Raw genomic sequence first — 17,908 nt, forward strand, 5'->3', positions numbered from 1 at the left:
TCAGGCGCCAGTGGTGAGCACCATCCGGAAGCGGGCCTCGTTGCGCATCATGCGGTCGTACGCGGCGGCGGCCTCCTCCAGCGGGGCCTCCTCGACCCAGGCGCGGATCCCGTGCAGCGCGGCGAAGGCGAGGGTGTCCTCGACGTCCATGGCGTCGCCGCTCGGATGGCCGTGCACGGTACGGGAGTTGGTGATGAGCTGGAGCGGGGACAGCTGCATGGGGGCCGCGTCGATGCCCACCACGAGCAGTTCGCCGTTGGCCTTCAGCCCGTCCACCGCGACGGCCATGGCGTCGGCGTTGGCCGCGGTCGCCAGAACGGCACTCGCGCCGCCGAGCGCGGTCAGCTCGCCCGCCACGTCCTGCCGGGTCGAGTCGATGTAGTGGCGGGCGCCCAACTCCCGGGCCAGGGAAGCCTTTTCCTCTCCTCGCGCGATGACCGCCGTGTCGTAGCCCATCCGGGCGGCGAACTGCACCCCCAGGTGGCCGAGGCCGCCCAGGCCCAGGACGGCGACCAGGTCTCCGGGGCGGGCCTGGCCGCGGCGCAGCGCGGCGAAGGTGGTGACCCCCGCACAGGCCAGCGGCGCGGCCTCCACGGCCGTCAGCTCGTCCGGGACACGGGCGAGCGCGTTGGCCGGGACGGTGACGGACTCGGCGTAGCCGCCGGGGTAGGCGAGGCCGGGCACCTGGGCCTGCTCGCAGTGCACGAAGTCACCGCGCCGGCAGGGGGCGCAGTAGGTGCAGTGGCCGCCGAACCAGCCGACGGCCACCCGGTCGCCGACGGCCCAGCGCCGCACACCGGGGCCGACCTCCGCGATCCGGCCGGCGATCTCGTGGCCGGGCGTGACGGGGAAGGTGAGCCTTGGGAGGTGGTTGTCGACGAACTGCGAGTCCGTGTGGCAGACCCCGCAGGCCTCCACGGCGATGCGGACCTGACCGTGCGCGGGCGCCACGGCCTCGCGCTCGACGACGTGCAGCTTCCCGGACGGCTCGGAGACCGTTACCGATCGGATCGTGGACATGACTCATCTCCGTTGGGGGAGGGGGAGGGGAAGAGAGAGGGGGGAAAGGGGGGAGGGGGCGCGAACAGCACGGCCGACGAGAGACGCGCCCTCAGGAACGCGCTCTCGGAAACGGACGTCAGAAAAACGGGCATCAGGAAACGGACGTCAGGAAACGGGCATCAGGAAACGGACGTCAGGAAACAGGCCTCAGGAAACGGGCTCTGACGAACGGGTGGCCAGTGCCGCGTCGATCAGGACCGTGGCCGCCTGCCGGGCCACCGCGCCCGCCGACGGGTCGCGGTCCATCCGCGCGGACACGCCGCCCCCGTCGTACAGCAGGTGGAGCTGGCGGGCGAGGCCCTCGGGATCCGGGGCGCCGGCCTCCGCGGCGAGGTCGGTGAACAGCGCCCGGACCCAGGCACGGTAGGTGTCGGAGACCTCTTCGATGGCGCTGCCCTGCTTGGCCTCCGCGCTGGCCGCCACGAAGGCGCATCCGTGATAGCCCTGCTCGGCGAAGAGCGTGGCCTGTGCGTCGAAGACGGCCAGCAGACGCTCCCGCGGATCCTCGGTGCCGTCGACGGCACGCAGCAGCCGGGTGGACACCCTGGCGTACCGGGAGTCGAGGTAGGCGCGGATCAGCTGTTCCTTGCCGCCGAAGGTGTTGTACAGCGAGGCCTTGGCGACCCCGGCGCGCTCGATGATCCGGTCGATCCCGACCGTCTGCACGCCCTCCGCGTAGAACAACTCGTTCGCGGCCGAGAGCAGCCGCTCCCGGGCCGTGGGAGCCTTGGCAGTCAACGTCTTCGTCATGCCACTCACCACTCACCTTCTCGACGCCTGCAGTCTAGGGCCGACCAGACCGGTCTACTCAGTCACCGGGACGCCACGTCGGCGCGCTCGGCTTCGCGGGCCTCGACGGCGGGCGAGCCTCCCGAGGCCACCAGCACCCCGGGCGCGGTCTGCGGACCGCCGCGCAGCAGCAGGGCGGCGAGGGCCAGCAGTGCCAGGGCGATGACCACCGCGCCGTACTCCTCGGAGGTCGGGACCAGTCCGCCGCCGTGCACCACCAGCGTTCCGGCGATGACGGAGGGGACGCCCATGCCGAGGTAGGCGACGACGAACAACAGGGACAGCACGCCCGAGCTCTCGTGCGGCTTGGTCAGCGGCAGCACGGTGCGGATGCCGCCCTGGAAGCCGCTGCCGAAGCCGAAGCCGGCGACGGCCGTACCGACGAAGAACAGCACCGGTGCGCTCCGGTCGACGGCCAGCAGCGTGACGGCGACGCCGGCGACCAGCGCGCCGATGCCGGTGTACATCACGGTCGTCGCCCGGGCGTTGCGCAGCACGAGGACCGAGGCGGCCGCGACGAACGCGAGGACGAAGAGGCCGAGGCCGCCGTAGACGGCGGAGTCGGAGCCGACCAGGGTACGGACCAGGGCGGGGCCGAGGGAGCCGTAGAACCCGGCGAGCGCCCAGACCGCGAAGATGACCGGGGCCGCCGCGAGGGCCGCGCCGCGGACCGTGCGCGGGAGCCTGATCTCGGGCACCAGGGTGGCCAGGGCGCCGGGCTCACGGGTGACGGTCTCGTCGATGAGGGCGATGGCGACGGCCTGGGCCACGAACACACCGAGCAGGCCGAGGTAGATCGTGTGGGTGGGGGAGGGCAGGTACTGCACGACGAAACCGCTGACCAGGGCGCCTGTCGCGGTGCCCAGGCCGGGGGCGAAGGCGTTCGCCACGGTGCCCCGGGAGCGGTTGATGTCCATCATCGCGGCGCCGACCGCACCGAGCGCGGCGCCGGTGGACAGGCCCTGCACGACCCGGGCGAGGAGCAGTTCTCCGACGCCTCCGGCGGTGGAGAACAGCACCATCGCGACGGCCTGGGCGGCGATCGCGGCGATCAGGACGGGGCGGCGGCCGACGTGGTCGGACAGCTTGCCGAGGACCAGCAGGCCGGAGAGCACGGCGATCGCGTAGATGCCGAAGACGACCGTGGTGGTGATCGGGCTGAAGCCCCATTCGGCCTGGTAGGACGCGTAGAGCGGGGTGGGCGCGCTGGAGGCGGCGAGGAAGGAGACGACGATGGAGGCGAGCACGTAGAACGCCGCGCGCGGCGGGATCGGCTTGCTCGACGGCTTGGTTCGCGCGTGCGCTGCGAGGTGGTTCATCGGGGAGATCCTTCGCGGGGACGGGGCCGGAGGTCGTCGGTTCACAGACGCTTGAGTGAGTAGACCGGTCTGTCTATATGACCTGGCAACCGCATAGACAGGTCTGTCTATTCCGGCACGGCGAGAAAATCTTCGATCGAACCAGAAATCTTCGATCGAACCGCACGGGCAGCGCCCTCACCGAGCTGGACGGGGTCGGTCGTCCGTCCCCGCACTCTGTGAGCCGATCTCGACGCCGTCGCATGGAGCGTCTGCGTCGACCGGGCGTCGCCAACCCCGATCATGTGTACGGCGTACGTGTATGACAGGCCGAGAACCGATCGCATCGGGAGGACACGGTGAGCACTCAACCCCAGTCCGCAGGGGAAGCCGAACCACAGCCTGTGCTGGGGCCGTTGACCACCGCGGCGATCTTCCTGGTGGTCACCGTCCGCCCCGGGCACGAGGAGCGGGTACGGGAGGTGCTGGGCGATCTGAGCTCGCTGCGGCGCAGTTTCGGGTTCGGCGCCCCGGAGGCCGCCCTGAGCTGTGTCGCGGGGATCGGCTCCGAGGCCTGGGACCGGCTGTTCGACCACCCGCGCCCGGCCGGACTGCATCCCTTCCGGCCACTGGAAGGCTCCCGGCACACCGCGGTCGCCACCCCCGGCGACGTCCTCTTCCACATCCGGGCCGGCCGCTTCGACCTCTGCTTCGGGCTCGCCGCCGAGATCATGCACCGGCTGCGGGACGCGGTGACCGTCGAGGACGAGGTGCAGGGCTTCAAGTACCTCGACGCCCGCGACCTGCTGGGCTTCGTCGACGGCACCGAGAACCCGGTCGGCGCCGCCGCCCGCAGGGCCGTCCTGATCGGCGCGGAGGACCCCGCGCACGCCGGCGGCAGCTATGTGGTCGTGCAGAAGTACCTGCACGACCTGGACGCCTGGAACGCGCTGCCGGTCGAGACGCAGGAGCGGATCATCGGCCGTACCAAGGCCACCAACATCGAGCTGGAGGAGCCGGGCTCGCACGTCGACCTGAACACCGTCACCGGACCGGACGGCGAGGAGCAGGACATCCTGCGTGACAACATGCCCTTCGGCAGCCCCGGCCAGGGCGAGTTCGGCACCTACTTCATCGGATATGCCCGCACCCCGGACGTCATCGAGCGCATGCTGGACAACATGTTCCTCGGCACTCCGCAGGCCGCCCACGACCGGATCCTCGACTTCTCCACGGCGGTCACGGGCACGCTCTTCCATGTGCCGTCCGGGGACTTCCTCGACGACCTGCCCGCCGCTCCCGGGAAGGCGTGACGCCGGTGCGCATTGTCACCCGGCACACCGGTGGGATCTACTACACCGTGATCCCTGCAACTTCTCCCAGGCGGTGCTGAGATGACGACGAGTCCGCATCTGGTGACCCTCGACCTGGCCGGCGTCGTGGACAAGGCCGGTCTCATGGACCGCGCCGTCGCCGCCCTGAGCCTGCCCGACTGGTTCGGCCGCAACTGGGACGCTCTCGCTGACAGCCTCCGGGATCCCTCGGTGTGGCCGCCGGAGGCGGTCGACCGCGGGCTCCTCCTCGTCGTCACCGGCTGGCAGGGCTACGCGGGGACCCGGCCGGACGAGTGGAAGACCGCCCAGGACGTGTTCGCCCAGGCGGCCGCCGGCGAACCGGGGCTGACGGTGGCGCTCGCCCTCGGCTGACCCGAGAAGCCGTGCCCACCACCCTTGGAGGTTCCTCCTAAGCGTCCCTGACCTGCCTGGACGTTCGTCCCGGGCACCGCATACCGGTCGCCATGGGACAATGAAGTACGTGCTCTTCCCCTTGGCCGGCCGGTCCGGGGGTCACCTCTGATCGACCGGGATGTGCGGCACGTGCGTTTCCTCAATGACATCCAGCCCGCGTACGACCTGACGTACGACGACGTCTTCATGGTGCCGAGCCGCTCCGCGGTCGGCTCGCGTCAGGGCGTGGACCTCAACTCGCCGGACGGCACGGGCACCACCATCCCGCTGGTCGTCGCCAACATGACCGCGATCGCGGGCCGGCGGATGGCCGAGACGGTGGCCCGGCGCGGCGGACTCGTCGTGATCCCGCAGGACATCCCGATCGACGTGGTCACCGACGTCATCACCTGGGTGAAGAGCCGTCACCTGGTGCTGGACACCCCGATCGTGCTCGCCCCGCACCAGACGGTCGCCGACGCGCTGGCCCTGCTGCCCAAGCGCGCGCACAACGCGGGGGTCGTCGTCGACGAGGACGGCCGCCCCGTCGGTGTCGTCACCGACCGGGACCTCAGCGGCGTCGACCGCTTCACCCAGCTGGCCGAGGTCATGTCCCGCGACCTGCTGCTGCTCGACGCGGACATCGACCCGCGCCAGGCGTTCAACAAGCTCGACACGGCCAACCGCCGCTACGCCCCGGCCGTCGACCGGGACGGCAAGCTCGCCGGCATCCTCACCCGCAAGGGCGCCCTGCGGGCCACCCTCTACACCCCGGCCACCGACGCGCAGGGCAGGCTGCGGATCGCCGCCGCCGTCGGGATCAACGGGGACTTCGCGGACAAGGCCAAGCAGCTGCTCGACGCGGGCGTCGACACGCTCGTCATCGACACCGCGCACGGCCACCAGGAGTCGATGATCAGCGCGATCAAGCTGGTCCGCGGCCTCGACCCACAGGTCCCGATCGCGGCCGGCAACATCGTCTCCGCCGAGGGCGTCAAGGACCTCGTCGACGCGGGCGCGGACATCATCAAGGTCGGTGTGGGCCCCGGCGCCATGTGCACCACCCGCATGATGACCGGCGTCGGCCGGCCGCAGTTCTCGGCGGTCCTGGAGTGCGCCGCGGAGGCGAAGAAGTACGGCAAGCACGTCTGGGCCGACGGTGGTGTCCGGCACCCGCGGGACGTCGCCATGGCGCTGGCCGCGGGCGCGTCCAACGTGATGGTCGGCTCCTGGTTCGCCAGCACGTACGAGTCGCCGGGCGACCTCCAGCAGGCCGCCGACGGCCGGCTGTACAAGGAGTCCTTCGGCATGGCCTCGGCACGTGCGGTGCGCAACCGTACGTCCGACGAGTCGGCCTACGACCGGGCCCGCAAGGCACTCTTCGAGGAGGGCATCTCGACGTCCCGGATGTTCCTCGACCCGGCCCGGCCGGGTGTGGAGGACCTGATCGACTCGATCATCGCGGGCGTGCGGTCGTCGTGCACCTACGCCGGTGCGGGGTCCCTGGAGGAGTTCGCCGAGAAGGCGATCGTGGGGATCCAGAGCGCGGCGGGCTACGCGGAGGGCAAGCCGCTGCACGCGAGCTGGAGCTAGGCGCTTCGCCGGGGGCGGCGTTTTCGGGTGCGGCTGCGTGGGGGTCGATCGTGCCCGCGCGGCGGAGCCGCATGTCGATACAGCCCGCGCCCCTGAGGGGCGCTCCACCACCGACGCAATGAATGTGCACCCTCCTTCCACACACGCAACGATCTTGCGGGTACGTGCAAGGTTGCTGCATTACGCCCGTGAAGGGCTGGCTCATAGGGTCATGCGCTGTACGTGGCGTGGCCGGGACCCCGCTCGGTGGGGCCCAGCGGGATGGGCGCCGCCGGTCCCGGCCGCCCAGACCCGCAGCGAGAAGGAGCCGCGCGTGCTCGACCAAGGCGCACCCCCACGAACCGACGCCTCCCCCTCCGTCGGTGCCCGGCTGATGCGGCGCAAGCCCGTCGAGCGGCTGGTGGCCGAAGGCGGGCAGGGCGAAGGAGGCACGCTCCGGCGTTCCCTCGGGCTCTGGCAGCTGACGATGATCAGCATCGGCGCCACCCTCGGCACCGGCATCTTCGTGGTCCTCGGCGAGGCCGTTCCCAAGGCCGGCCCGGCCGTCACCCTCTCCTTCGTGATCGCCGGGCTGACCGCGCTCTTCTCGGCGCTCTCCTACGCCGAGCTGGCGGGCACCATCCCGGTCGCCGGCTCCTCGTACTCCTACGCATACGCAACGATGGGCGAGCTGATTGCCTGGGTCTGCGGCTGGTGTCTGCTCCTGGAGTACGGCGTTTCGGTCGCCGCGGTCGCGGTCGGCTGGGGCGAGTACCTCAACGAACTGCTCGCCGGGACCGTCGGCGTCACCCTCCCGACGGCCCTGTCCGCGCCACCCGGCGTCGACGGCGGTGTCTTCAACCTGCCCGCCCTGATCGTCGTCCTCCTCGCGATGGTCTTCCTGCTCGGCGGCGCCAAGGAGTCGGCGCGCGCCAACACGATCATGGTGTGTGTGAAGATCGCCGCGCTGGTGCTGTTCTGCGCCATCGGCTTCATGGGCTTCAGGTCCGGCAACTACGCGCACTTCATGCCGCTGGGCATGGCCGGCGTCAGCGCGGCCGGCGCGACGCTGTTCTTCTCGTACATCGGCTTCGACGCCGCCTCCACCGCCGGCGAGGAGGCCAAGAACGCCCAGCGCGACCTGCCCCGGGCCATCATGCTGTCGCTGGTCATCGTGACGGCGCTGTACGTCCTCGTCGCGGCCGTCGCCGTCGGCGCGAAGCCCTGGCGGCAGTTCAACGACTCCGAGGCCGCCCTCGCCCAGATCATGCGGGACGTGACCGGCCAGAGCTTCTGGGGCACCCTGCTGGCCGCCTGCGCGGTCGTCGCCATCGCCAGCGTCGTCCTGACCGTCCTCTACGGCCAGACCCGCATCCTCTTCGCGATGTCCCGGGACGGCCTGGTGCCCAAGGTGTTCGCCAAGGTCCACCCGAAGACCGGCGCGCCGCGGGCCAACACCGTGATCGTCTCCCTCTTCTGCGGGGTCCTCGCCGCCGCGATCCCGCTGGGGCAGCTGGCCGACGCCACCAGCATCGGCACGCTGTTCGCCTTCGGCCTGGTGAACATCGCGGTGGTGGTGCTGCGCCGGACGCGTCCCGCGATGCCGCGTACCTTCCGCGTGCCGCTGTCCCCGCTGCTGCCCGCGCTGGGCTTCGGATTCTGCGTCTGGATGATGGGCAGCCTGTCGGCCGTCACCTGGGTGGTCTTCGGTGCCTGGCTGGCGGTCGGGCTCGTGTTCTACTTCCTGTACGGCTATCGCCGGTCCCGTCTTGCAACACCTGAAAGCTGAACGACCCCTTGCTGAACGATCTCGACGAACGCATCGTGCACGCCCTCGCCGAGGACGCCCGCCGCTCCTACGCGGACATCGGGCAACTGGTCGGCCTGTCCGCGCCCGCCGTCAAACGGCGGGTGGACCGGTTGCGCGCCACCGGAGCGATCACGGGTTTCACCGTGCGAGTCGATCCGGCGGCCCTCGGCTGGGAGACGGAGGGGTTCGTCGAGATCTACTGCCGGCGCAACACCTCTCCGGAGACGATCCAGCGGGGGCTGGAGCGGTACCAGGAGGTGGTGGCCGCGTCGACGGTCACCGGTGAGGCCGATGCGGTCGTGCAGGTCTTCGCGTCCGACATGCGGCACTTCGAGAGGGTGCTGGAGCGGATCGCTGGAGAGCCGTTCGTCGAGCGCACGAAGTCGGTGTTGGTGCTGTCGCCGTTGCTGAGGAGGTTCTCCTCAGGGGCGCCGGGGTGAGAGCGGGACCGATCTCGGGGGGTGCGCTTGTCCTGCCGGGTGCCGGTAGTTCGTGGCTGATCGCGCAGTTCCCCGCGCCCCTGAAGGTGGGACCAGCTGAGTTGCTTTCAGGGGCGCGGGGAACTGCGCGAGCAACCCCCACGCACCCGCACCCGGCAACGCGTCCGCACCCCCCGCCCCCTATTCCGCGGTCATCCGCGCCAGCGCGTTGCTGTCGATGGAGTTGTGCACGCTGAAGCTCACCGCGTCCGACCGGTACCGGTCGTCCGACCACTCCACCGGGCGTCCTTCCCGTGTCGTCGTCACCCGCCGCACCCGCAGCAGCGGGCTCGACCGGCGCACCCCCAGCAGTTCGGCGTCCCGTGCGCCGCAGGCGACCGCGTCGATGACGTGTTCGCCGTACGCGAAGACCAACCCCGTGTCCTCGTAAAGGCGTTGAGTCACCGACGGGCACTCCGGCTCTATCGCCGCCACCGCCGGGGCGATCCAGTCCGCGTACACCGTGCGCTCCAGCAACACCGGTTCGCCGTCCAGGCCGCGTACCCGGAGTACGTGCAACACCGGTGTACCGACGGCTAGTTGGAGGCGGACGGCGTCCTCCTGGGTGGCGGGGCGGTGTTCCTGGGACACCACGTGCCCGGTCGCCTCACGGCCCATCGACCTCGCCCACTGGGCGAAACTGCGCAGCTCGGCGAAGCTCTGGCTGCGGCGGCTCGCCAGCACCACCCGGCGGGCGCCCTGACGGGAGCCGATCAGCCCCTCGGAGGTGAGCGCGGCGACGGCCTGGCGGACGGTGCCGCGGGAGACGCCGTACTGCGCCGCCAGTTCCGTCTCCGAGGGCAGCCGACTGCCGACGGTGTACTCCTCACGGTCGATGGCGCGCCGCAGCTCGTCGGCGATCTCCTCGTGTCGCGCCGTCATGCTTCCCCTCTGGATAGGCCGCTGTGCACAGCGTGACCAGCCTAATCGACGTTCCCGGGTGATTCGTGTCAGCCCGGAACCGGCCAGGAGTGTGCAGGGAATTGGGGGCCAGGGTTTTTCCGGAGTTCACAGTCCCGACACCCGCGCCGGGCGTACTGTGAGCCAACTTGTTCAGACAAGTTCGCCCGTGCCACCCACAGCGCCACCCACCCTCGTGCGTACTCCCTGGAGAGACCGTGACCGTGTCCCTGCCGAGAACCGCCGTCCTTGGCGGCTCCCTCGCCGTCGTTGCCGCGCTCGCCCTGAGCGCCTGCGGCGCCGCCCCCGACAACGCGTCGTCCACCACCTCCGACGGCAAGAACGCCGCCACCGCCACCTCCGCCACCGACCTCGGCGGCATGGACAAGCTGGTCGCCGCAGCGAAGAAGGAGGGCACGCTGCACATCATCGCCGTGCCCCGTGACTGGGCCAACTACGGCGCCATCATCGACGGCTTCCAGAAGAAGTACGGCATCAAGATCGAGGACGAGAGCCCCGACGGCTCCAGCCAGGACGAGATCAACGCCGTGACCTCGCGGAAGGGCCAGGACCGGGCCCCGGACGTCCTCGACCTCGGCTCCTCCTTCGCGCTCAGCGCGGCCCAGCAGGGGCTGCTCGCGCCGTACAAGGTGACCTCGTACGCCGACGTCCCCACCGGCCAGAAGGACCCGCAGGCCCGCTGGTACAACGACTACGGCGGCTACATCTCCATCGGCTGCGACGCCAAGCGCGTCAAGACCTGCCCGACCACCTTCGCCGACCTGCTCAAGCCGCAGTACAAGGGCCAGGTCGCCCTCAACGGCAACCCGACCAAGTCCGGCTCCGCCTTCGGCGGCGTGTACGCGGCCGCGCTCGCCAACAAGGGCTCCTTCGACGACATCCAGCCCGGCCTCGACTTCTTCGCCGAGCTGAAGAAGAACGGCAACTACACGCCCGTCGAGTCCACCCCGGCCACCGTCGAGAAGGGCGAGACGCCCATCTCGATCGACTGGGACTACCTGAACGCCGGGTACGCCGACGAGTTCAAGTCCAAGGGCGTGGACTGGAAGGTCGCCATCCCGACCGACGGCCAGTACGCCCAGTACTACTCCCAGGCCATCAACAAGGACGCCCCGCACCCCGCGGCCGCCCGCCTGTGGCAGGAGTACCTGTACAGCACCGAGGGCCAGAACCTGTGGCTCAAGGGCTACGCCCGTCCGGTCCTGATGACCTCCATGGAGTCCGCCGGCACCCTGGACAAGACGGCCGCCGCCAAGCTGCCCGCGGTCTCCGGCACGCCCTCCTTCCCGACCGAGGCCCAGCAGGACAAGGCCAAGACGGTCCTCGGGCAGGGCTGGTCGAAGGCCGTCTCCGGATGACGGCCACGCTCACGCGGGCCGACGTGGCGCCCGCCGCTTCCCAGAAGCGGCGGCGCCGCGCCCCCGGCTGGCTGGCCGTGGTCCCGCTGCTCGTCTTCACGGCCGTCGCCTTCGGGCTGCCGGCCGTGGCCATGCTGAACGGCGCCTTCACGGTCAAGGACCCGGCCAGCGGGGCGAGTTCGTACACCGGCCGGAACCTCACGGACTCCCTTCAGGGGCCCTACCTCACCGCCCTCGTCGGCAGCGTCAAGCTGTCCGCGCTCTCCGCCCTCATCGCCGCCGTCCTCGGGCTGCCGCTCGCGCAGGCCGTGGTCAGCTCGCGTTCCCGGGCGCTGCGCGAGGCCGTGCTCACCGCCTCCGGCGTGCTCGCCAACTTCGGCGGTGTGCCGCTGGCGTTCGCGTTCGTCGCGACCCTCGGCAACGCCGGTGTGCTCACCGTGCACCTGCATCTCGCGGACCACGGCTGGAACCTGTACAGCTTCTGGGGGCTCGTACTGGTCTACCTGTACTTCCTGATCCCGCTGATGGTCCTCACCATCACCCCGGCCCTGGACGGCCTGCGCACCCAGTGGCGGGAGGCCGCGCTCAACAACGGCGCCACCGGCGTGCAGTACTGGCGGTTCGTGGCGCTGCCCGTGCTCGCGCCCTCGCTGCTCGGCGGGCTCGTGCTGCTCTTCGGCAGCGCCTTCGCCGCCTACGCCACCGCCGCCGCGATGGTCGGCAGCGCGGTCCCGCTGGTCACCCTGCAGATCGCCGACGCCCTCTCCGGCAACGTCCTGGTCGGCCAGGAGAACGTGGCCCTCGCCCTGAGCCTCGACATGGTGCTGGTGGCGGGCGTGGTGATGGCCGTGTACCTGCCCCTGCAACGACGGAGTGCCCGATGGCTCGACGCCTGACCCCCTGGCGCTGGGCCGTCCTCGGCCTGGCCGCCCTCTACTTCCTGGTCCCGCTGGGCGCCTCCGTCGTCTTCACGGTCGACGTGCCCGGCCAGGGCGTCACCTTCGACGCCTACAGCCAGATCCTGTCCGCCGACGGGTTCACGTCCAGCCTGCTGCTCTCGCTGGAACTGGCCGTCGCCACCATCGTCGTCGTGCTGCTGCTGATGGTGCCCGCCGTGGTCGCCCTGCGGCTGAGCGCGCCCAAGCTGCGTCCGGTGGTCGAGATCGTCTGCTCGCTGCCGCTGGTGGTGCCGCCGATCGCGTTCGTCGCCGGCATCGCGAGCGTGCTCAAGTGGGGGCCGGACCACCTCTCCCGGACCCCGCTGTTCGAGACGTTCGTCGCCATCCAGAACCCGGACTTCCCGGTCGTCCTGGTCCTCGCGTACGTCGTGATGGCGCTGCCCTTCGTCTACCGGGCGCTGGACGCCGGACTGCGCGCGATCGACGTGCGCACCCTCGTCGAGGCCGCCCGCAGCTGCGGTGCCAACTGGCCGCAGGCCCTGGTCCGGGCGGTGCTGCCCAATCTGCGCGGGGCACTGCTCAACGCGGCCTTCCTCACCCTGGCGCTGGTGCTCGGCGAGTTCACCGTCGCCCGGCTGCTCGGCTTCCAGCCCTTCGCCGTGTGGATCTACAACGTCGGCGGCTCGCAGGCCCAGATGTCCGTCGCCGTGTCCGTGCTCAGTCTCCTGGTGACCTGGGCCCTGCTCCTCGCGCTCGCCGGTGCCGGCGGCCGTGACCGAACCGCTTCCTCCCGGGGATGAACCATGAGTGTCAGCACGCCTGAGAAGGCCACCACCGCCGCCACTGTCGAATTCCGGTCCCTGCGACGGGAGTTCGGCGCCACCGTCGCCCTCGACGGACTCGATCTGACCGTCCGCCCCGGCGAGTTCCTCGCCCTGCTCGGGCCGTCCGGCTGCGGCAAGACCACCGCGCTGCGCATGCTCGCGGGGTTCGAACACCCCGACTCCGGCGCGGTGCTGGTGGACGGCGAGGACGTCACCTCGGTCCCGGCGCACCGTCGTGACGCCGGGATGGTCTTCCAGTCGTACAGCCTCTTCCCGCATCTGAACGCCGTCGACAACGTGGCGTTCGGACTGCGCATGCGCAAGGTCCGTACGGCCGAACGGCGGTCCCGGGCCGCCGAGTTGCTGGACCTTGTCGGGCTCGGTGACAAGGGGGAGCGGTTCCCGCACCAGCTCTCCGGCGGCCAGCAGCAGCGCATCGCGCTCGCCCGTGCCCTCGCCCTGCGGCCCCGCGTGCTCCTCCTCGACGAGCCGCTGTCGGCCCTCGACGCCAAGGTCCGGCTGACGCTCCGCGAGGAGATCCGCCGGCTCCAGCAGGAACTCGGGATCACCACCTTGTTCGTGACGCATGATCAGGAGGAGGCGCTGTCCGTCGCCGACCGGGTCGCCGTGATGCGCGCCGGGCGGCTCGAACAGTGCGCCGAGCCCGCCGAGCTGTACGGCCGTCCGGCCACCGCCTTCGTCGCCGAGTTCGTCGGCACGATGAGCCGGATCCCGGGCACGTTGAAGGACGACCGGGTCGAGGTGCTCGGTCAGCGGCTGCCGGTCGACGGACAGGCGCCGGACGCGAGCGAGGTCGACGTGCTCGTACGGCCCGAGGCGGTCCATGTGCGCGCGGACGACACCGGTACGGCCACCGTCGTCGCCACCGCCTTCCTGGGCGCGGTCGTCCGGGTCACCGTACGGCTCGCCGACGGCACCGAGGCCAAGGCCGACCTGCCCGCCCACGAGGCCGCGGGTCTGGGCGCCGGAGCCGCCGTGAGCGTGTCGCTGCCCGAGCGGCCGGTGCTCGTGGCGGACCGTACCCAGAAGTAGCGCTTCCAGAAGCCCGGCCCGGAAGTATCCAGAAGCCAGAAGCCCAGAAGTAAGGAATGACAACAACGTGACCCCCCACCCCCGACTCCCGCTCCAGGCCGTCCTGTTCGACATGGACGGAACGCTCGTCGACACCGAGCGGCTGTGGTGGGAGGCGGTGGAACGCGTTGCCGGGCGGACGCTCGGCGAGGCCGACGAGCCCGATGTGCTGGGCCGGCCGGTCGAGTACACCGCCCAGTGGCTGGCCGGTAGCACCGGCAGGTCCGGCGCCGACCTCGCGGCCGAGCTGCACCGGGAGTTCGCGGACCGCGTCCGCACCGGCATCGTGCCCCGCCCCGGCGCCCTCGACCTGCTGGACGCGCTGGCCGCGGCCGGCGTTCCCACCGCCCTGGTCACCGCGTCCCCACGCGCGGTCGCCGACCTCGTGCTCGCCGCGCTCGGCGCCGGCCGGTTCGCCGCCTCCGTCACCGCCGACGACACCGGCCGCACCAAGCCCGCCCCCGACCCGTACCTCGCCGCCTGCCGGGCCCTCGATGTCGACCCGGCGGCCTGTGTCGCCGTCGAGGACACCGAGACCGGGGTCGCCTCCGCCGAGGCCGCCGGCTGCGCGGTCCTCGCCGTGCCCTCGCTCGCACCGATCGGGGGCGCCCTGGGCCGGACCGTCCGGGACACCCTCGTCGGGGTCACCCCGAAGGAGCTGAGCGACATGGCCGTACCCGAACTGCGGGTCATGTCCTGGAACCTGTGGCTCGGCGGCAGCCGGATCGACGACCACCGGGCCAAGCAGGTCAAGGCCGTTCTCGACGCCGGCGCGGACGTCGTCGGACTCCAGGAGACCGCCGGCACCTCGGCCCGGGAACTCGCCGGGGCCCTCGGCTGGCACCACCACACGGCCGGGGAGAACCTCGGGATCATCAGCCGGTACCCCATCACCGCCCGCTTCGGCGACCCGGAGGTCGGCTTCTACGGAGCCGCCGGGGTGCGGATCGCCGTACGTCCCGGACGCGAGGTCGACATCTGGACCGCGCATCTGCACTACACGCCATACGGTCCCTACGAGTTCCACTTCGACGGGCTCGGGGCGGCCGAGCTGATCGCCCACGAGGAGCTGCGGCTCGGGCAGTTCCGGGAGGCGCTGCGGCGGATCGGGGACGGTCCGGTGCCCGTGGTGCTCGTGGGGGACTTCAACTGCCCGTCCCACCTGGACTGGACGGACGTCGAGTGGCCGGTGACCAAGGCGGCCGAGGAGGCGGGGTTCCGCGACTCCTACCGGGAGGTCCATCCGGATCCGGTGACCGCGCCGGGGCACACCTGGTCGCCCATCCATCCCGTGCGGGAGGACGGCAGCGGGCGGCCCGAGCCGCAGGACCGGATCGACTACGTGCTGCACAGGGGGCTGCGCGTAGTCGATTCCCGGACCTACGTCAGCGGCATCCCCCTGCCCTGGCCCGAGGTGGCGGGCAACGACTGGCCCTCCGACCACGCGGCCGTCGTCAGCACGTTCGCCGTCGAGTCCTGACTCGGGGTTACCGGGGGCAACCATTGCGGTCATCGGGGGCATCCCGTAGGTTGTGCCGGGCTCCTTACTCGCTGGTAACACCGGTAGGCAATCCATGCGCTGGCCCTCCGCCACCCTCCGGCCGGGGGGACCCTCATCCCGCTTCGCTCGCCGACCCACCACCGTCCGCGCGCGGATCGTGGCGCTGGCCCTCGCACCGGCCGTCGCGCTGACGGCTCTGTGGAGCTTCGCCATGGTCTCCGTCACCGCCGAACTACGCGCGCTGATCCGGCTCCAGGGGGTGTACGACGACTTCGGCACCCCCGTCGACACCGCCGTCGGGCAGATCCAGATCGAACGGCGGCTGTCGGCGGCCTACCTGGGCGCCCGGCTCGACACGGCGAACGCCGCCGGCCTGCTCGCCCAGCAGCGGCGCACCGACCGGGCGGTGGACGCCATGCGGGACGCGATCCGGGGCGGTGACCGAGGCCGCCTCAGCGACCGGCAACGCGAGGCTCTCGACGCGATGGTGACCGCCACCGGCGGGCTGGAGGGACTGCGCGAGCGGGTGCTGTCCCGGAAGATCTCCTGGGACGGCGCCGTCAGCGACTACAGCGCCCTGGTGGAGCCCGGTTTCGACGTCGAGTCCACCCTCACCGCCCTGCAGGCCGGACAGCTGGCCCGGGAGTCGCAGGTGGTGATCGACCTGGTGCGGGTGCGGGAGTTCGTCTCGCGCGAGGACGCGCTGGTCGCGGGGGCACGGGCCGCCGGGCGGCTCACCGACGGGCAGTACGACGGCCTCACCGCGACCATCGAGGACCGGCGTGTCTTCGAGCGGACCTACGTCCCCGACCTGCCGTCCGACTCACGGGCGCTGTTCGAGCGGTTCCAGCGCGGCGAACTGCACCGCTCGCTGGTGCGCGGCGAGGACGCGCTGCTGCGGGCGGGCGCGGACCGGGCCGGTGCGGCCGTCGCCGCGGACACCTGGCGGTCGACCACAGACCGGGCCGTCAAGCAGTACATGCTGCTGTGCACCGAGTCCGCCGAGAACTCCGCCGCGCGCGGCCGGGCCTTCGCCTACGGGGAGCTGACCAAGGCGGTCGTCGTCGCTGTGGTCGGGCTGGCGGCGGCGGGGCTCTCGCTGTGGTTCGCGGTGCGTGGGGCACGCCGTATCTCGCGCCGTCTGGAGACCCTGCGGGACGCGGCCGACCTGCTCACCGCGCATCAACTTCCCGCCCTGATGGGCCGGTTGAGCGCGGGTGAGGACGTGGACGCGGTCACCGAAGCGCCGCCGCTGGCCGCCCGGGAGGCCGGGGACGACGAGATCGGGGACGTCGGCCGGTCGTTCAACAGGGCGCGGCTGGCCGCCGTCGAGGCCGCGGTGAAGCAGGCCACGCTGCGCAGGGGCCTGTTCGCGGTCCTCCTCAACATCGCGCGCCGCAACCAGGCCCTGGTCCACCGGCAGCTGAAACTCGTCGACACGTTGGAGCGGCGCACCGACGACCCGGCCGTCCTGGGCGAGCTGTTCCGTATCGACCATCTGACCACCCGGATGCGCCGGCACGCGGAGAGCCTGATCATCCTCTCCGGCGCCACCCCCGGGCGGCGCTGGCGGCGGCCCGTGCCGGTCGCAGACGTGGTGTCCTCGGCGGTCGGCGAGATCGAGGACTACACCCGGGTCGTGGTGCCGCCGATGCCCGAGGTCGGGGTCGCCGCGGACGCCGTCGCCGACGTCGTGCACCTGGTCGCCGAGCTGCTGGAGAACGCCACGGTGTTCTCGCCGCCGCATACCCAGGTCACCCTGCGCACCGGCCGGGTCGGCCGGGGCTTCACCCTGGAGATGGACGACCGGGGCCTCGGCCTGGACGCCGAGCAGCTCGCCGAGGCCCACCGCACCCTCACCGACCCCGAGGCCTTCGACCCGACCCGCCACGACCGCCTCGGCCTCTACGTCGTGGGCCGCCTGGCCGCCCGGCACGGCATCGAGGTGACCCTTCGGGACTCGCCGTACGGGGGCACCACCGCGGTGGTGCTGCTGCCGACGGCGGTGCTGGCGGAGGTGGAGCCGGAGAGCGGCCGACGGGGAGACGAGCGAGGGCGGCGGCCGTCCGCGGAGGAACACGGCAGTCGGCCGACGCGTGCGGAGGGCCGACCCGCGTCGGCGGTCGACGTCCTGCCGCCCCCCGGCGGTACGGCGAGCGCCGGGGAATCCCCGGCGCTCGGCGGAGTGGCCCCGTCGGCGCCGGCCGGCGGGGCCGGAGCGGGCCACGACATGGAGCCCCGGCCGAGCCGGATCGAGGATCCCGCCCCCGACGTGCCCCCGGCCCTGCCCACCCGCGACGTGCCCCCGGCCCTGCCCACCCGCACCCGCCAGGCCTCCCTCGCCCCCGAACTGCGCGCCGCTGGCCCGCCGGCCCCGGCGCCGCCCGTCGAGCGCGAACTGGACGCCGACGAGATGCGGGCGGTCTTCGGAGCCTTCCAGCGCGGCCTTGACCGAGGGCGCAGGGGGCTTCCGACCGGACCCGAGGAGCCGGACCACATCGAGGAAAGGACGCGCGCCGACCATGACCAGTGACGACCAGCCCCAGCCACCCGACTCGACCGCCGGCCCCGGCTCG

The 17,908-nt window shown here is 71.8% G+C and carries 15 protein-coding genes; 11 read left to right on the forward strand and 4 right to left on the reverse strand.

The window, feature by feature from the left end; all coding sequences use genetic code 11:
• From AB0D59_RS16655 to AB0D59_RS16665, 3 genes are all read right to left on the reverse strand, one after another.
• Positions 1–1,020, reverse strand: a complete 1,020-nt coding sequence (locus tag AB0D59_RS16655; protein ID WP_362565379.1) for an alcohol dehydrogenase catalytic domain-containing protein — start codon at positions 1,018–1,020, stop codon at positions 1–3.
• Positions 1,021–1,209: 189 nt separating this feature from the next.
• Positions 1,210–1,812, reverse strand: coding sequence for a TetR/AcrR family transcriptional regulator (locus tag AB0D59_RS16660; protein ID WP_362565380.1), 603 nt, complete (start codon positions 1,810–1,812; stop codon positions 1,210–1,212).
• 62 nt (positions 1,813–1,874) lie between these two features.
• A complete protein-coding gene (locus AB0D59_RS16665; protein WP_362565381.1) occupies positions 1,875–3,170 on the reverse strand; it encodes an MFS transporter in 1,296 nt (431 codons plus the stop codon).
• 338 nt (positions 3,171–3,508) lie between these two features.
• Here AB0D59_RS16665 and AB0D59_RS16670 point away from each other — a divergent pair, with 338 nt between their 5' ends.
• The 5 genes from AB0D59_RS16670 (at position 3,509) to AB0D59_RS16690 (ending at position 8,698) form a co-directional block, all read left to right on the forward strand.
• Positions 3,509–4,462 carry a Dyp-type peroxidase gene (locus tag AB0D59_RS16670; protein WP_362565383.1) on the forward strand — a complete coding sequence of 318 codons (954 nt, stop codon included), beginning with the start codon at positions 3,509–3,511 and terminating at the stop codon, positions 4,460–4,462.
• 81 nt (positions 4,463–4,543) lie between these two features.
• Positions 4,544–4,855, forward strand: coding sequence for a barstar family protein (locus AB0D59_RS16675; RefSeq protein ID WP_362565385.1), 312 nt, complete (start codon positions 4,544–4,546; stop codon positions 4,853–4,855).
• A 171-nt stretch (positions 4,856–5,026) separates the two neighbouring features.
• Positions 5,027–6,469, forward strand: coding sequence for a GuaB1 family IMP dehydrogenase-related protein (locus AB0D59_RS16680; protein ID WP_362565386.1), 1,443 nt, complete (start codon positions 5,027–5,029; stop codon positions 6,467–6,469).
• A 313-nt stretch (positions 6,470–6,782) separates the two neighbouring features.
• The gene (locus AB0D59_RS16685; RefSeq protein WP_362565388.1) at positions 6,783–8,237 is read left to right on the forward strand and encodes an amino acid permease; all 1,455 of its coding nucleotides are present in this window, start codon (positions 6,783–6,785) and stop codon (positions 8,235–8,237) included.
• 8 nt (positions 8,238–8,245) lie between these two features.
• Complete coding sequence (locus AB0D59_RS16690; RefSeq protein ID WP_046726552.1) at positions 8,246–8,698, forward strand: Lrp/AsnC family transcriptional regulator; 453 nt, start codon at positions 8,246–8,248, stop codon at positions 8,696–8,698.
• A gap of 180 nt (positions 8,699–8,878) precedes the next feature.
• Here AB0D59_RS16690 and AB0D59_RS16695 read toward each other — a convergent pair whose 3' ends face one another.
• On the reverse strand, positions 8,879–9,619 hold the full coding sequence (locus tag AB0D59_RS16695) for a GntR family transcriptional regulator (protein WP_362565390.1): 741 nt from the start codon (positions 9,617–9,619) through the stop codon (positions 8,879–8,881).
• A gap of 236 nt (positions 9,620–9,855) precedes the next feature.
• Between AB0D59_RS16695 and AB0D59_RS16700 the strand changes: the two genes are divergently transcribed.
• From AB0D59_RS16700 to AB0D59_RS16725, 6 genes are all read left to right on the forward strand, one after another.
• Positions 9,856–11,016, forward strand: a complete 1,161-nt coding sequence (locus AB0D59_RS16700) for an extracellular solute-binding protein (RefSeq protein WP_362565391.1) — start codon at positions 9,856–9,858, stop codon at positions 11,014–11,016.
• Positions 11,013–11,912, forward strand: a complete 900-nt coding sequence (locus AB0D59_RS16705; protein WP_362565393.1) for an ABC transporter permease subunit — start codon at positions 11,013–11,015, stop codon at positions 11,910–11,912. The genes AB0D59_RS16700 and AB0D59_RS16705 overlap by 4 nt, the downstream gene beginning before the upstream one ends.
• Positions 11,897–12,715, forward strand: a complete 819-nt coding sequence (locus tag AB0D59_RS16710; protein ID WP_362565395.1) for an ABC transporter permease subunit — start codon at positions 11,897–11,899, stop codon at positions 12,713–12,715. Before AB0D59_RS16705 ends, AB0D59_RS16710 begins: the two co-directional genes overlap by 16 nt.
• Positions 12,716–12,718: 3 nt before the next feature.
• On the forward strand, positions 12,719–13,792 hold the full coding sequence (locus tag AB0D59_RS16715; protein ID WP_362565397.1) for an ABC transporter ATP-binding protein: 1,074 nt from the start codon (positions 12,719–12,721) through the stop codon (positions 13,790–13,792).
• Positions 13,793–13,859: 67 nt separating this feature from the next.
• Positions 13,860–15,311 (forward strand): HAD-IA family hydrolase, encoded by a 1,452-nt coding sequence (locus AB0D59_RS16720; protein WP_362565398.1) that lies wholly within the window; start codon positions 13,860–13,862, stop codon positions 15,309–15,311.
• Positions 15,312–15,489: 178 nt separating this feature from the next.
• A complete protein-coding gene (locus AB0D59_RS16725) occupies positions 15,490–17,865 on the forward strand; it encodes a nitrate- and nitrite sensing domain-containing protein (protein ID WP_362565400.1) in 2,376 nt (791 codons plus the stop codon).
• Positions 17,866–17,908: the final 43 nt, after the last annotated feature.

It is taken from the genome of Streptomyces sp. NPDC048417 (assembly GCF_040651615.1).
Classification (GTDB): Bacteria; Actinomycetota; Actinomycetes; order Streptomycetales; family Streptomycetaceae; genus Streptomyces.

Bases quoted from the DNA above. Each gene is read 5' to 3' on its own strand.
- AB0D59_RS16655 (WP_362565379.1), bottom strand. From the start codon at position 1,020: ATGTCCACGATCCGATCGGTAACGGTCTCCGAGCCGTCCGGGAAGCTG.
- AB0D59_RS16660 (WP_362565380.1), bottom strand. From the start codon at position 1,812: ATGACGAAGACGTTGACTGCCAAGGCTCCCACGGCCCGGGAGCGGCTG.
- AB0D59_RS16665 (WP_362565381.1), bottom strand. From the start codon at position 3,170: ATGAACCACCTCGCAGCGCACGCGCGAACCAAGCCGTCGAGCAAGCCG.
- AB0D59_RS16675 (WP_362565385.1), top strand. From the start codon at position 4,544: ATGACGACGAGTCCGCATCTGGTGACCCTCGACCTGGCCGGCGTCGTG.
- AB0D59_RS16695 (WP_362565390.1), bottom strand. From the start codon at position 9,619: ATGACGGCGCGACACGAGGAGATCGCCGACGAGCTGCGGCGCGCCATC.
- AB0D59_RS16705 (WP_362565393.1), top strand. From the start codon at position 11,013: ATGACGGCCACGCTCACGCGGGCCGACGTGGCGCCCGCCGCTTCCCAG.
- AB0D59_RS16710 (WP_362565395.1), top strand. From the start codon at position 11,897: ATGGCTCGACGCCTGACCCCCTGGCGCTGGGCCGTCCTCGGCCTGGCC.
- AB0D59_RS16715 (WP_362565397.1), top strand. From the start codon at position 12,719: ATGAGTGTCAGCACGCCTGAGAAGGCCACCACCGCCGCCACTGTCGAA.